At 68.0% G+C, this 12,242-nt stretch carries 13 protein-coding genes; 5 read left to right on the top strand and 8 right to left on the bottom strand.

Features of this window, described 5'->3' with window-relative positions; translation table 11 throughout:
- Positions 1 to 146 precede the first annotated feature (146 nt).
- Together glyA and RHA1_RS28605 are read right to left on the bottom strand one after the other, a co-directional pair.
- Complete coding sequence (gene glyA, locus RHA1_RS28610) at positions 147 to 1,442, bottom strand: serine hydroxymethyltransferase (RefSeq protein WP_011597954.1); 1,296 nt, start codon at positions 1,440 to 1,442, stop codon at positions 147 to 149.
- Positions 1,443 to 1,508: 66 nt separating this feature from the next.
- Positions 1,509 to 2,729 (bottom strand): hypothetical protein, encoded by a 1,221-nt coding sequence (locus tag RHA1_RS28605; RefSeq protein WP_011597953.1) that lies wholly within the window; start codon positions 2,727 to 2,729, stop codon positions 1,509 to 1,511.
- Between the two features lie 169 nt (positions 2,730 to 2,898).
- Here RHA1_RS28605 and coaA point away from each other — a divergent pair, with 169 nt between their 5' ends.
- Positions 2,899 to 3,831: a type I pantothenate kinase gene (coaA, locus tag RHA1_RS28600; RefSeq protein ID WP_009479106.1), complete on the top strand. Its 933-nt coding sequence runs from the start codon at positions 2,899 to 2,901 to the stop codon at positions 3,829 to 3,831.
- Between the two features lie 41 nt (positions 3,832 to 3,872).
- On the opposite strand, the gene RHA1_RS28595 is transcribed toward coaA, so the two are convergent.
- Positions 3,873 to 4,640, bottom strand: coding sequence for an isoprenyl transferase (locus tag RHA1_RS28595; protein ID WP_009479105.1), 768 nt, complete (start codon positions 4,638 to 4,640; stop codon positions 3,873 to 3,875).
- Positions 4,641 to 4,801: 161 nt separating this feature from the next.
- On the opposite strand from RHA1_RS28595, the gene trhA reads away from it, so the two are divergent.
- Positions 4,802 to 5,470, top strand: coding sequence for a PAQR family membrane homeostasis protein TrhA (gene trhA / locus RHA1_RS28590; RefSeq protein WP_009479104.1), 669 nt, complete (start codon positions 4,802 to 4,804; stop codon positions 5,468 to 5,470).
- Between the two features lie 5 nt (positions 5,471 to 5,475).
- Here trhA and RHA1_RS28585 read toward each other — a convergent pair whose 3' ends face one another.
- Genes RHA1_RS28585 through mca form a run of 3 tightly spaced genes read right to left on the bottom strand, consistent with a single transcriptional unit; the run spans position 5,476 to position 8,704 of the window.
- Entirely contained in the window at positions 5,476 to 7,491 is a 2,016-nt protein-coding gene (locus RHA1_RS28585) for a thioredoxin domain-containing protein (protein WP_011597951.1), read from the bottom strand.
- Between the two features lie 17 nt (positions 7,492 to 7,508).
- A complete protein-coding gene (locus RHA1_RS28580; protein WP_009479102.1) occupies positions 7,509 to 7,829 on the bottom strand; it encodes a hypothetical protein in 321 nt (106 codons plus the stop codon).
- The gene (gene mca / locus RHA1_RS28575) at positions 7,826 to 8,704 is read right to left on the bottom strand and encodes a mycothiol conjugate amidase Mca (RefSeq protein WP_011597950.1); all 879 of its coding nucleotides are present in this window, start codon (positions 8,702 to 8,704) and stop codon (positions 7,826 to 7,828) included. Before mca ends, RHA1_RS28580 begins: the two co-directional genes overlap by 4 nt.
- A 191-nt stretch (positions 8,705 to 8,895) precedes the next feature.
- Between mca and RHA1_RS28570 the strand changes: the two genes are divergently transcribed.
- Positions 8,896 to 9,321 (top strand): DUF4307 domain-containing protein, encoded by a 426-nt coding sequence (locus RHA1_RS28570; protein WP_011597949.1) that lies wholly within the window; start codon positions 8,896 to 8,898, stop codon positions 9,319 to 9,321.
- Between the two features lie 227 nt (positions 9,322 to 9,548).
- Positions 9,549 to 10,043, top strand: a complete 495-nt coding sequence (gene greA / locus RHA1_RS28565; protein WP_005238978.1) for a transcription elongation factor GreA — start codon at positions 9,549 to 9,551, stop codon at positions 10,041 to 10,043.
- Between the two features lie 80 nt (positions 10,044 to 10,123).
- Here greA and RHA1_RS28560 read toward each other — a convergent pair whose 3' ends face one another.
- Together RHA1_RS28560 and RHA1_RS44710 are read right to left on the bottom strand one after the other, a co-directional pair.
- Positions 10,124 to 11,473, bottom strand: coding sequence for a C40 family peptidase (locus RHA1_RS28560; protein ID WP_011597948.1), 1,350 nt, complete (start codon positions 11,471 to 11,473; stop codon positions 10,124 to 10,126).
- Positions 11,474 to 11,619: 146 nt separating this feature from the next.
- Positions 11,620 to 11,952 (bottom strand): nucleic acid-binding protein, encoded by a 333-nt coding sequence (locus RHA1_RS44710; RefSeq protein WP_237726969.1) that lies wholly within the window; start codon positions 11,950 to 11,952, stop codon positions 11,620 to 11,622.
- Positions 11,953 to 12,042: 90 nt separating this feature from the next.
- Here RHA1_RS44710 and RHA1_RS44705 point away from each other — a divergent pair, with 90 nt between their 5' ends.
- Positions 12,043 to 12,234 carry a hypothetical protein gene (locus RHA1_RS44705; protein WP_009479096.1) on the top strand — a complete coding sequence of 64 codons (192 nt, stop codon included), beginning with the start codon at positions 12,043 to 12,045 and terminating at the stop codon, positions 12,232 to 12,234.
- Positions 12,235 to 12,242 lie beyond the last annotated feature (8 nt).

Raw genomic sequence — 12,242 nt, 5'->3', positions numbered from 1 at the left:
CCCCGACGGTACTGCCAAACACGCCGGACGGCCGTGCGAGCGGCGGGCGTGTCGGTGAACATCAAGTTACGCGGAGGCGCCTGCGGCGCCCGTGCGCGGTTAACGAGTCCTTGCACTCGCAGGCCACGCACGGGCGGCGGAGCCGCCTAGATCAGGCGCCAGTCCTCGAGACCCTCGTACAGCGGGAAGTCGGCGGCGAGCTTCGACACGCGGGACTTCAGCGTCTCGACGTCGGACGATCCGGCGAGTGCGGTGCCGATGATGTCGGCGACCTCGGTGAACTGCTCGTCCCCGAATCCACGCGATGCGAGCGCCGCGGTACCGATCCGGAGGCCGGACGTGACCATCGGCGGGCGCGGGTCGAACGGCACCGCGTTGCGGTTGACGGTGATGCCGACCTCGTGAAGAAGGTCCTCACCCTGCTGGCCGTCGAGCTGCGAGTTGCGCAGGTCGACGAGCACGAGGTGGACGTCGGTGCCGCCGGTGAGGACGCTGACGCCCTTGTCGGCGACATCCGCGCCGGTCAGACGCTCGGCGAGGATCTTCGCGCCGGTCAGGGTGCGCTGCTGACGGTCCTTGAACTCCTCGGTGCCCGCGATCTTCAGGGAGACGGCCTTGGCGGCGATGGCGTGCATCAGCGGCCCGCCCTGCTGGCCGGGGAAGACGGCGGAGTTGAGCTTCTTCGCCCATTCCTGCTTGGCGAGGATCAGGCCGGAGCGCGGCCCGCCGAGCGTCTTGTGGACGGTGCTGGACACGACGTCGGCGTAGGGCACGGGCGACGGGTGCAGGCCGGCCGCGACCAGGCCGGCGAAGTGCGCCATGTCGACCCACAGGTACGCGCCGACCTCGTCGGCGATCGACCGGAACGCGGCGAAGTCCTCGTGACGCGGGTAGGCGGACCAGCCGGCGACGATGACCTTCGGCTGCGCGGCGACGGCGATCTTGCGGACCTCGTCCATGTCGATGCGGTGGTCTTCCTTGCTGACCCCGTACGACTCGACGTCGTAGAGCTTGCCGGAGAAGTTCAGCTTCATGCCGTGCGTGAGGTGACCGCCGTGCGCCAGGTCGAGGCCGAGGAGCTTCTCACCCGGGTTCATCAGGGCCATCAGGACCGCCGCGTTGGCCTGCGCGCCGGAGTGCGGCTGGACGTTCGCGAAGTCGGCGCCGAACAGTTCCTTGGCGCGGTTACGGGCGAGATCCTCGACGACGTCGACGTGCTCGCAGCCGCCGTAGTAGCGGCGTCCCGGGTATCCCTCGGCGTACTTGTTGGTGAGGACGCTGCCCTGCGCCTGGAGGACCGCGCGGGGAACGAAGTTCTCCGACGCGATCATCTCCAGCGTGTCGCGCTGACGGGCCAGCTCACCTGCCATGGCCTGGGCGACTTCGGGGTCGAGTTCGGCGAGGGGGGCCGTGTTGACGTCGGTACCGGGCACAGCGGTCATCGAGGGATCTCCAAGCTGGATGCGGAAACGAATGCTCCCAGTCTACGAAGTACCCGTGAGGACTTCCTAACCGCCCGCGGTGAGGTACCCCTCACCGGCGCGCAGGACGCTGGGCACGAGCGGCTCGTCGAGCAGTCGACGGAACCGCTCCGACCGCTCCGCACCGACGGGTACCTCGGCCAGCCAGCCACCGAGCAGCCGGTATCCCTCCACATAGGTGCTGGTGTACGCCCGCCACAGAGGCGACGACAGGAACCGCAGCGACTGCCGTGCCCGCTCGGGGGTCGACAGACTCCATCGCTGCAGGAACGCCGCGACGTCGTCGTGGCTGCGACCCTCGTCGTGCAGCATCATCGCCGCGTCCTGCCGCACACCGAGCAGCTGCCCGGACGCGCCGGACAGGCGTTGCGCCTGCTCACCGTCGAATCGCAGGCCCAGGTCGGCGTAGATTGCCTGCGCCCACAGCCCCCAGTCGGACCCGACGATCGATTCGAGCGCGAGGTCCGCGAGGCCCTCGGCCATCAGGCACTGCGGGGTGTTGACGACGAACAACGTCTGCTCGAGTTGTCCCGACCCGACAAGTCCGGCTTCCTTGCGACAGTGCTCGGTGTGGTGGCCGGGGTACGACTCGTGCGCGATCAGCCGCGGCAGGTTCGACATGTGCTGCTTCAGGTCGGAGTTGATCGCGACCCGGGACCGGTAGTCGCCGAGGTAATAGTTGAACCCCGACCACGGCTTGTCGCCCACCACCTCGTACTCCACGACCTCCGAGTCGGGCAGTGCGTAATGCTCCCGCACGAGGTCGCGCAGGGCACTCGAGAAGGCGTCGACACATTCCTGCAACCGGTCCGCGGGGATCTCGTCCTTCGCACGGTGGGCCTGGATGCGTTCGGCGAGCGGCCCCGTTCCGGGCAGCACGGCGTCCATCTTCCTGTGCGCCTCCCGGTACTGCTCCTCGTCGCCGCGTTCGATGCGGACGTCGAAGTACGCCTCGACCTCGTCGACGAAGCCGACGTCGTCGCCCGCGAACTTTCGCCCCGAGCATTCGAGGGCGCGGAGATGGACGTCGAGGAACCGGGTCCGCTCCTCGGACAATCCGGCCGACGGCAATTCCGCGCGGAGGGTCGCCGCCGTGCGCGCGAGGTCGCGCGGATCGGGCTTCGGCGCGTTCTCCACCTGCCTGCGTAGTGCGGGATCGCCGGTATACGCGTCGACGAATCCTTCCTCCAGCCGGTCGAAACCCAGCCCGAGCAGCAAGTATTCGCGTACGAACGAAACGGATTCCATGCCGTCCGACCTTAGTCGCAGACGCGTCTTCCCGACCCGCCGACAGCGCAGCCTGTGGCACCAAGCACAATCCGACTATGCAACCGCTACTCGCCAGCGCAACGACGACGGCAGAGATTCTGGGCATGGACCGCTCACTCCCCCGTGTACCCGAGTGTGAGCGGAACTGATGGCGCGGACGAGCGAGTCCAGTCCGTACGTCGAATTCGACCGGAAGCAGTGGCGCACACTGCGTAAGTCGACGCCACTAGTCCTGACCGAGGAAGAGCTGTACGGACTGCGCGGCCTCGGCGAGCAGATCGACCTCGAAGAGGTCGCGGAGGTGTACCTGCCGCTGTCGCGTCTCATCCACCTCCAGGTCGCGGCCAGGCAGCGACTGTTCGCCGCGACCGCGACGTTCCTCGGCGAGAAGCACCCCGACCAGCAGGTGCCGTTCGTGATCGGCGTCGCCGGCAGTGTGGCGGTCGGCAAATCCACCACGGCCCGTGTCCTCCAGGCCCTCCTTGCGCGGTGGGAGCACCACCCGCGCGTCGACCTGGTGACGACTGACGGCTTCCTGTATCCGACGGCCGAACTGAACCGCCGTGGGATCATGCACCGCAAGGGCTTTCCCGAGAGTTACGACCGCCGGAAGCTGCTGCGGTTCGTCACCGAGGTGAAGTCGGGGGCCGAGGAAGTGGCCGCACCGGTCTATTCACACATCTCGTACGACATCATCCCGGGCCAGTACCACCTGATCCGGCAGCCCGACATCCTCATCATCGAGGGTCTCAACGTGCTGCAGACCGGACCGCGGCTGATGGTGTCGGACCTGTTCGACTTCTCGATCTACGTCGACGCCCGCATCGAGGACATCGAGAACTGGTACATCCAGCGTTTTCTCGCGCTGCGGAAGACGTCGTTCTCCGACCCCGACGCGCACTTCCACCACTACGCCGGATTGTCCGACCGGGACGCGACGGCTGCCGCTCAGGAGATCTGGCACAACATCAACCGGCCGAACCTCGTGGAGAACATCCTGCCGACGCGTCCGCGTGCCACGCTCGTGCTGCGCAAGGACGCCAATCATTCGATCAACCGGCTGCGGCTGCGGAAGCTGTAGGTGAGTGGCGACGTGTGTTCCGGCACGCTTCGCCGCTCACGTCAGACGCCGAAGCGGCGGTGCCGGGCGGCGTAGTCGCGGAGCGCGCGGAGGAAGTCGACGCGGCGGAACTCGGGCCAGTACGCCTCCGTGAACCAGATCTCGGAGTAGGCGCTCTGCCACAGCAGGAACCCCGACAGCCGCTGCTCCCCCGACGTGCGGATTACGAGGTCGGGGTCGGGCTGGCCGGACGTGTAGAGGTGCCCGTCGATACCGTCGATTGTGATCGATTTCACGAGGTCGTCGCCCGACAGTCCCGCGAGGAGTTTCTCACTCAGCAGCGACTGCACGGCATCGGCGATCTCCTGGCGGCCGCCGTAGCCGATCGCGACGTTGACGTGGGTGCCGGTGCGTCCCTCGGTCCCGGCGGCCGCGTCGCGCAGACGCCGCGACTGTTCGGCGGGCAGGAGGTCGAGGGCGCCGACGATCTTGACGCTCCAGTTCTTGTCGGGGCCGGAGATCTCCTCGACGACGTCCGTGATGATCTCGAGCAGGGTGTCGAGTTCCCCCGGGTCGCGGCGCAGGTTCTCGGTGGACAGCAGGTAGATGGTGGCCATCTCGATGCCCGCGGCGTCGCACCAGCCGAGCATCTCGGAGATCTTCAGTGCGCCCATGCGGTGGCCGTGACTGACGTCCTCGAAGCCGTTTTCCCGGGCCCACCGCCGGTTGCCGTCGCACATCACGGCTATGTGCCGAGGGTGCTGTAGACCGTCGAGCCGCTTGAGTAGCCGACGCTCGTAGATGCTGTACAGCAGTCCTCGCGCACTCACCTGGAGATCACCATGACACGCAAGACTACGCCGCAGCCGAAGGTGATCCGCGACGGCCGTCACACAGCGCACGACTTCCTGCTACCGACGGGTACGCTCTCACCACAAGCTAACCTACGGTTGCGTAGGTTAGTGCCACGCACAGCGAGAAGAGGTGTTCAGTGACCGCTTTCGGCCTCGACGAATTGCCCGTCAAGCCCCGACTGCGAGGGTGGATCCACCTGTGGGCGTTCGGCGTCTCCGTGATAGCCGGCATCGTCCTCGTCACACTCTCCGGCACCCAGGTGTCCGGGGAAGCGGCGCTCGCCACCGCCGTCTACAGCCTCACGGTGTGTGGTGTGTTCGGGGTCAGCGCCACCTACCACCGCATCCACTGGAACACCGTCTCGGCCCGCACCTGGATGAAGCGCGCGGACCACTCGATGATCTTCCTGTTCATCGCCGGCAGCTACACCCCGTTCGCGGTGCTGGGACTTCCGCCCGACACGGGCCGGACGCTGCTGATCGTCGTGTGGGCGGGGGCGCTCGCCGGGGTCGCACTGAAAATGCTGTGGCCGACGGCACCGCGCTGGGTCGGGGTGCCGCTCTACCTGCTGCTCGGCTGGGCCATCGTGCCCGTCGCGCCCGAACTGACGCACGAGGTCGGCGTCGTCCCGATGGTGCTGCTGCTGATCGGCGGCATCCTCTACTCGGTCGGCGCGATCCTCTACGCCACCAAGTGGCCCAACCCCTGGCCGACCACGTTCGGGCATCACGAGTTCTTCCATGCCGCCACCGTCATCGCCGCCCTGTGCCACTACATCGCCGTGTGGCTGGTGGTGTTCCGGTAGGCCGGCTACCGGCTCAACGCGGCACCCAGGTCTGCGACCGTCGATACCGGGCGGTCGCACACGAACCCGCGGCACACGTACGCCGCGGACGCGCCGCCGACCAGCGGCCGGTCGGCGAGCAGCGGTGACGAGTCCGGTTCGCCGCCGACCACGACGGCACCACCGGGAGCGAGTCTGCGCGCCTCCCGGAGCAGGACGGAATCGCCGTCGGTTGCGACGGCCACCTGGATCGGGCCGCGCACCGACGCCTCCGCCACGGCGAGCCAGTGCCCGGCCGATCGCGGTGCGCGCTCCAGCAGCAGTGCCACCCGGTCGAGCGATTCGGCGGCGGCGGTCGCGTACCGTCCCGACGCCTCCCCGTCGGCCACCGCAGCCGCGGTGAGCAGCGCCTCGACCAGACACGACGCACCGGACGGCGTTGCACCGTCGACCGGGTCCCGGGGACGGGTCACCAGGGACTCGGCGTCGTCGGCGGTGTCGAACCAGCTTCCCGGCCGCTCGTAGTCGGCGAAATGGATCAGGGCGCGGTCCAGCAGCGCCTGTGCATGCGTCAGCCACTCGCTGTCGCCGGTCGCCTGATACAACGCGAGGAGGCCCGTCGCCAGGCAGGCGTAGTCCTCGAGCACCCCGGCCGATTCGCCCACCGACGTGCCCAGGGACGCCCTCCGCAGGCGCCCGTCGACGACGTGCAATCCCAGCACCGCACGCGCGCAGTCGGCGGCCGCGGCCACCCACTCCGGCCTGCCGAGCCCGGCACCGGCCTCGGCGAGCGCGGTGATCGTGAGACCGTTCCAGGCGGTGACCACCTTGTCGTCGCGTCCCGGCTGCGGCCGCGTCGCACGCTGCGCGAGCAGCGTGCCCCGGATCCGGCTCCAACGGTCCCAGTCGTCCGGATCGCGGGGAAGCTGCAGGACGGACGTGCCGGCCTCGAACGTCCCGTCGGCGGTGACCGCGAACACCCGGGCCGCCCACTCCCCGTCCTCGGGACCGAGGACCTCGACGAGCTGCGCGGGGGTCCACACGTACGTGAGTCCCTCGACACCCTCGGTGTCGGCGTCGAGGGCGGACGCGAACGACCCGTTGTCGGTGCGCAGATCGCGCAGCAGGAACTCGACGGTCTCCTCGGTGACACGGACGGCCAGGTCCGAGCCCGTGCGCCGGCCCAGGTGCGCATACGCGCGCAGCAGCTGGGCGTTGTCGTAGAGCATCTTCTCGAAGTGCGGCACCACCCACGCGGCGTCGACCGAATACCGGGCGAAACCGCCGCCGAGCTGGTCGTAGATGCCGCCGCGCGCCATCGCCGACGCCGTCCGCGCCACGACGCCGAGCACCTCCTCGGCACCGGATCGCTCGTACGTGCGCAGCAGGCCTTCCATCAGCGCGGACGGCGGAAACTTGGGGGCTCCCCCGAACCCGCCGCGGTCGGCGTCCTCGTCGCGCAGCACGGCTCCGGCAGCCGCGTCCAGCAGGGCCGCATCCACCTGGACATCCCCCTCGGGGATGCCACCGGCTCCCCGGCGCAGTTCGGCGACCACCGAGGCGGCCGCGTCGTCGACGTCACCGCGGCGGTCCCGCCACGTGTCGGCGATGGCTCCCAGCAGCTGGGTGAACGACGGCATCCCACCACGCGGCGCGGCCGGGTAGTAGGTGCCGCAGTAGAACGGGGCGCCGTCGGGAGTGAGGAAGCACGTCATCGGCCAGCCACCCTGGCCGGTCATCGCGACCGTGGCGTTCATGTACACGGCATCGAGGTCCGGGCGCTCCTCGCGGTCGACCTTGACGCACACGAAATGCTCGTTCATCAGCGACGCCACCGCCTCGTCCTCGAAGGACTCGTGGGCCATCACATGGCACCAGTGGCACGCCGAGTATCCGATCGACAACAGGATCGGGACGTCCCGCTCGCGCGCCCACTCGGTCGCCTCCGGACCCCACTGCTGCCAGTGCACAGGGTTGTCGGCGTGCTGTCGCAGATAGGGGCTGGTGGACCCACCGAGTGTGTTCTGTGCGCGTGGGTCCATCTCCAGCTCCTGTTCGACTACTTCTGCAGGTTGGGTGGGGTGTCCGTGGGCTTCGGCGGTTCGGTGCTGCTCGCCCCGCCACCGTGGATCGCGCCGCGGTCGGTGCCCTCGTCCACTTCCTGGTCCGGTTCGGGATGCTCCGGCTCGAACGTCTCGGGCAGGTTCTTGAGCTTCTTGTTCATCGAACGCACCAGCAGCACCACACCCGCGAGCAGCGCGAGAATGACGACGAGGCCGATGGGCGACGCCTTGCCGAACTCCGGACCCGACGGGGTGCTCGGCGTCTGCGCCAGGACGTCCGCCGTGCCGGCCAACAGGTTCACGGTCAACGCATTCACGGCTGTCCGTCCTCGGTGATGCCCGCGAACAGGTCGTTCTCCGGGATGGAGGTGGTGACCCGGGTCTTGGCGAGTTCGAATTCCTCGGTCGGCCAGATCTTCTGCTGGATTTCGAGCGGAACCGCGAAGAACGAGCCGTTCGGGTCGATCTGCGTCGCATGGGCCCGCAGCGCGTCGTCACGCTGCGGGAAGTAGTCGCCGCACGTGATCTGGGTGGTGACGCGTGCCATCAGGTCGCCCTGCTCGGTCTTCCACTTCTTGAGCCACTCGGCCATCGGGAACTCTTCGCCGCGGCGGTCGTACTCCTCCTGGAACTGCAGGAGACGCTTCCGGATGAAGCCGTGCGAGTAGTAGACCTTCTGCACCTTCCACGGTTCCCCGGCGTCGGGGAACCGCTCCGGGTCGGCAGCGGCCTCGTACGCGGCCATCGACACCTCGTGGCAGCGGATGTGATCGGGGTGCGGGTAGCCGCCGTTCTCGTCGTACGTGGTCATGACGTGCGGACGGAACTCGCGGATCACCCGCACCAGGGCCTCGGTCGACTCCTCGAGCGGAACGAGCGCGAAGCAGCCCTCCGGAAGCGGCGGCTTCGGGTCGCCCTCGGGCAGACCCGAGTCGACGAATCCCAGCCACTGGTGCTGGACTCCGAGGATGCGCGCGGCCTCGGCCATCTCCTCGATGCGGACCTCGTGGATGCGGTCACGCACCCCGGGGACGTCCATCGCGGGGTTGAGGATGTCGCCACGTTCACCCCCGGTCAACGTCACGACCTTCACTTCGTTGCCCTCTGCGGCGTAACGGGCCGTTGTCGCGGCACCCTTGCTCGACTCGTCGTCGGGATGGGCATGGACGGCCATGAGCCGGAATCCGCTCACGTATTCGTTCACCTCAACTTCGCCAGTAGCCGTTGCCGGCTTGTCCGTGTCGCGCGCTCTCGCCCTCCGCCATCGCTGACGGCGCACTGACGCACGTCCTCTATAGTTCCACCCGAGAGTTCCGCTTGCAGCCGTGCCCCCGCTCGAGTGCTGTGAGTTACGTGGAACCGGAGCGGTACGAGAGTTGAGAAATGACGAGAACGCTTCCCCCGGGCCGATACACAGCCGCGGCAAAGCCTGCGCGCCCGAAGCGCTGGCTCGTGTGGGCGCTGTCCGCGGCGGTCGTGGTCGTCGGTGTGATCGTGGCGTTCGTCGCCTACGACAAGTTCGCCGTCTCCGAGATCGACAGTGAGGCCACGTCGTTCGATCTGGTGAGTGATTCGCAGCTGGACATCACGTTCACCGTCACCCGGGAGGATCCGTCACAGGCGGCGGTCTGCATCGTCCGCTCCCGGTCCAAGGACGGTTCCGAGACCGGCCGGCGCGAGGTCTACATCGCCGGCGGGGAAGACCAGACGGTGAAAGTCACCGCCCCCGTCTACACGTCCCGCCCGCCCGCGATGGGCGACATCTACGGCTGCAGCCTGGACGTTCCCGCCTATCTGACCCGCGGCTGACACCGGCGCACCCGAGCGACCGTTCGGGTTATTCGGGGTTTGCGCTCCCCGATCGTGCTAGAATCGCCTGGTACACGGTTCCGGTTTGGAACCGTGTATTGCTGCATTGGCGGCAAGGCGGAAATCGAACGGCCCCGGCCGTCGAATTCTGCCGAGCCGTTGATCACTGCTGTTGCAGTGGTCTGTCGAGGGAGCCCGGCGGCTCCAACTACGAGGGAGTGATCGAGATGACCGAGACCCAGGTGACCTGGCTGACCCAGGAGTCACATGACAGGCTCAAGAGCGAACTCGACCAGCTCATTGCCAATCGTCCGGTCATCGCCGCCGAGATCAACGAGCGTCGCGAAGAGGGCGATCTGAAGGAGAACGGTGGCTACCACGCGGCCCGCGAAGAGCAGGGTCAGCAGGAGGCACGCATCCGCCAGCTTCAGGAACTCCTGAACAGCGCGAAGGTCGGCGAAGCGCCCACCCAGTCCGGTGTCGCACTGCCCGGTTCCGTGGTGAAGGTGTACTACGACGGCGACGAGAAGGACACCGAAACGTTCCTGATCGCCACCCGCGAAGAGGGTGCACGCGACAACAAACTCGAGGTCTACTCCCCCAACTCCCCGTTGGGTGGCGCACTGCTCGAGGCGAAGGTCGGCGAAACCCGCGAATACACGCTGCCCAACGGCAGCAGCATGAAGGTGACGCTCGTCAGCGCGGAGCCGTACCACAGCTGATCTCGGATCCACCGCCGAAAACTCCGGTCCGGGCCCAGTGCCCGGGCCGGAGTTTTCTGCTGTGACGCCCGGGATCGGGATCAGAAGACCCTGCGGGCCTTCATGTCGGCGAACACGGGACCGATGCGCACCACGTCACCCGTCGTCGGGGCGTGCAGCATCTGGCCGTTGCCGACGTAGATCGCGACGTGTCCCGGCCCGCCCGACTGCCAGTTGCCGAACAGCAGGTCTCCGGGCCTGGCCTGCGACAGCGGCACCTCCACACCCACATTCCACTGCGTTTCCGACGTACGGGGCAGTTTGACGCCGGTTGCGGCGTACACGGCGAACGAGGTCAGTCCGGAGCAGTCGAAACCGCCGCCGGACGGTCCGTTGATGTTGCCGCCGCCCCACACGTACGGCAGCCCGATGAACCGCATGGCCGCCTCGACGACCCGGCTCGTGTCACCGGCGGCCGCACCGTAGAAGAACGGCGACAGCATCCGTGCGAACGACTCCTCCAGCGATCGGATCCGCGCGACGTACGGCTGCGTTTCGTGCTCGTAGTCGAACTTGCCGGCGGGCATGCCACCGGCGGTACGGACCGCACCCGCACCGGCGTTGTAGGCGGCGATCGTGAGGTCGAGGGTGTCACCCTTGACCACACCCTCCTTCTTCCAGCCCTCGATCTGCCCGAACAGGTCGCACAGCATCTGACCGGACGCCATCATCGGGTCGGCGACGCCGTTGATGTCGACCTTGCCGTCGCCGTCCGCGTCCTTGCCATATTTGGCCCAGGCAGGGGGCATGAACTGGCCGGGACCGCGGGCCCCTGCCCGGGACACCGGCGAGTTCGCGCCGTAACGGAAACCGTTCTCGACGGAGTACAGGGCCGCCAGTGTCGGCGGCTTGATGCCCTCGCACAGCGACCCGGCCTTCCGTATCCACGGCGCGAAGACGGCGATGGCGCCGACCGGCGCGAGCGAGACACCGGGGAAGCCGGCGGGGACGGACGGGATCAGCGATCCGAGTCCGCTGATCAGGGCCGGAACCCCGGGCAGAGCGGCGAGGCCCCCGATCGCCGTGCCGACGTCGGGGGCGCTCATCGCGGGGGGCTGGTCGAGTGGAGGGTCCGGGAGTGCCAGTGGGGGAACCGGGGCGGGCGGCGGCGCCGCCTCGACGGCGGGCGGCGATGGAATGTAGGGGTCGGTTGCCTGCTTCACCACATCCGAGGCCTGGGCCACCATCTGCTCGGCCTGCACGCGGGCCGGTTCCGGGAGGGTCGATATCGCTTCGTCAACTTGTTTCTGAACGTCGGGTGAGGCCTGCTCGACCACCTGAATTGCTTCGGCTGCTTGATCTTTCACCGGCTGCGGTATGTCCGCTCCCTGAACGATGGCCCCCGCTGCGGTGGTGATCGCCACGATGATCGCCGCTGCATCAACTGACATACGTGCGCTCCTCCTCCTCGGTGCACCTAACCGAGTGAGTTCACGTTACGACGGGGCACAGCAGGTGCGAGGCGATTCTGCGGGATTGATCCGTCTCCTACCGTGACCTGCGGGAGCGCGGCACCGGGCGAATCACGTCGCCTCGGTCACCCACGCACCGGCACGAAACGTTCGCTGAGGATCACGACCAGGTCGGCCGGATCCGTGGTCTCGTCGTCCAACATCTCGAGGAGTGGCGCGCGGTGAGCCGGCGCGATCGGCTCGATTCCTCCGAAGATCTGCCACGTGTCACCCGCAGGGACGACGCGGGCGCAGATCGGATTCCCGACGTGCAATTGCCGGCTCGCGGTTCGTTCCCTGATCGCGTGCAGGTCACCGGTGCGCAGGTCCCGCAGTGTCAGACCCTCACCCGGCCGGACCTCCTCCACCTCGTGCACCGACGGCTGTCGGGCGCGACTGCGCACAACTGCATGCGACACGCCGGGAGTGCACTGCACTCGTGCGCACTCGGCGAGGACAGACAGATTCTTCCCAGGTTGTTCTAAGGTTCTTCGGGGAAGCTGGTCGGCATGAGTGAAGACCGACGGATTTCCCGCCTGCTTCCCGTTCGCCGCGTCCTGGCGGCAGCCGGAATCGCCGGACTGGTCGCCGGCGGTGGCATGGCGGCGGCGGCGGACCCCGCAACCCCCGATTCGACGGTGGCCGCGCCCCTCGTCTCGGCCGGATTCGGCGCACCGGACGCCGTCTCCAGCGGTTCCTGACATCGCGC

This window comes from Rhodococcus jostii RHA1, from assembly GCF_000014565.1.
Classification (GTDB): Bacteria; Actinomycetota; Actinomycetes; order Mycobacteriales; family Mycobacteriaceae; genus Rhodococcus_F; species Rhodococcus_F jostii_A.
This window is presented reverse-complemented; position numbering and strand designations above follow the sequence as displayed.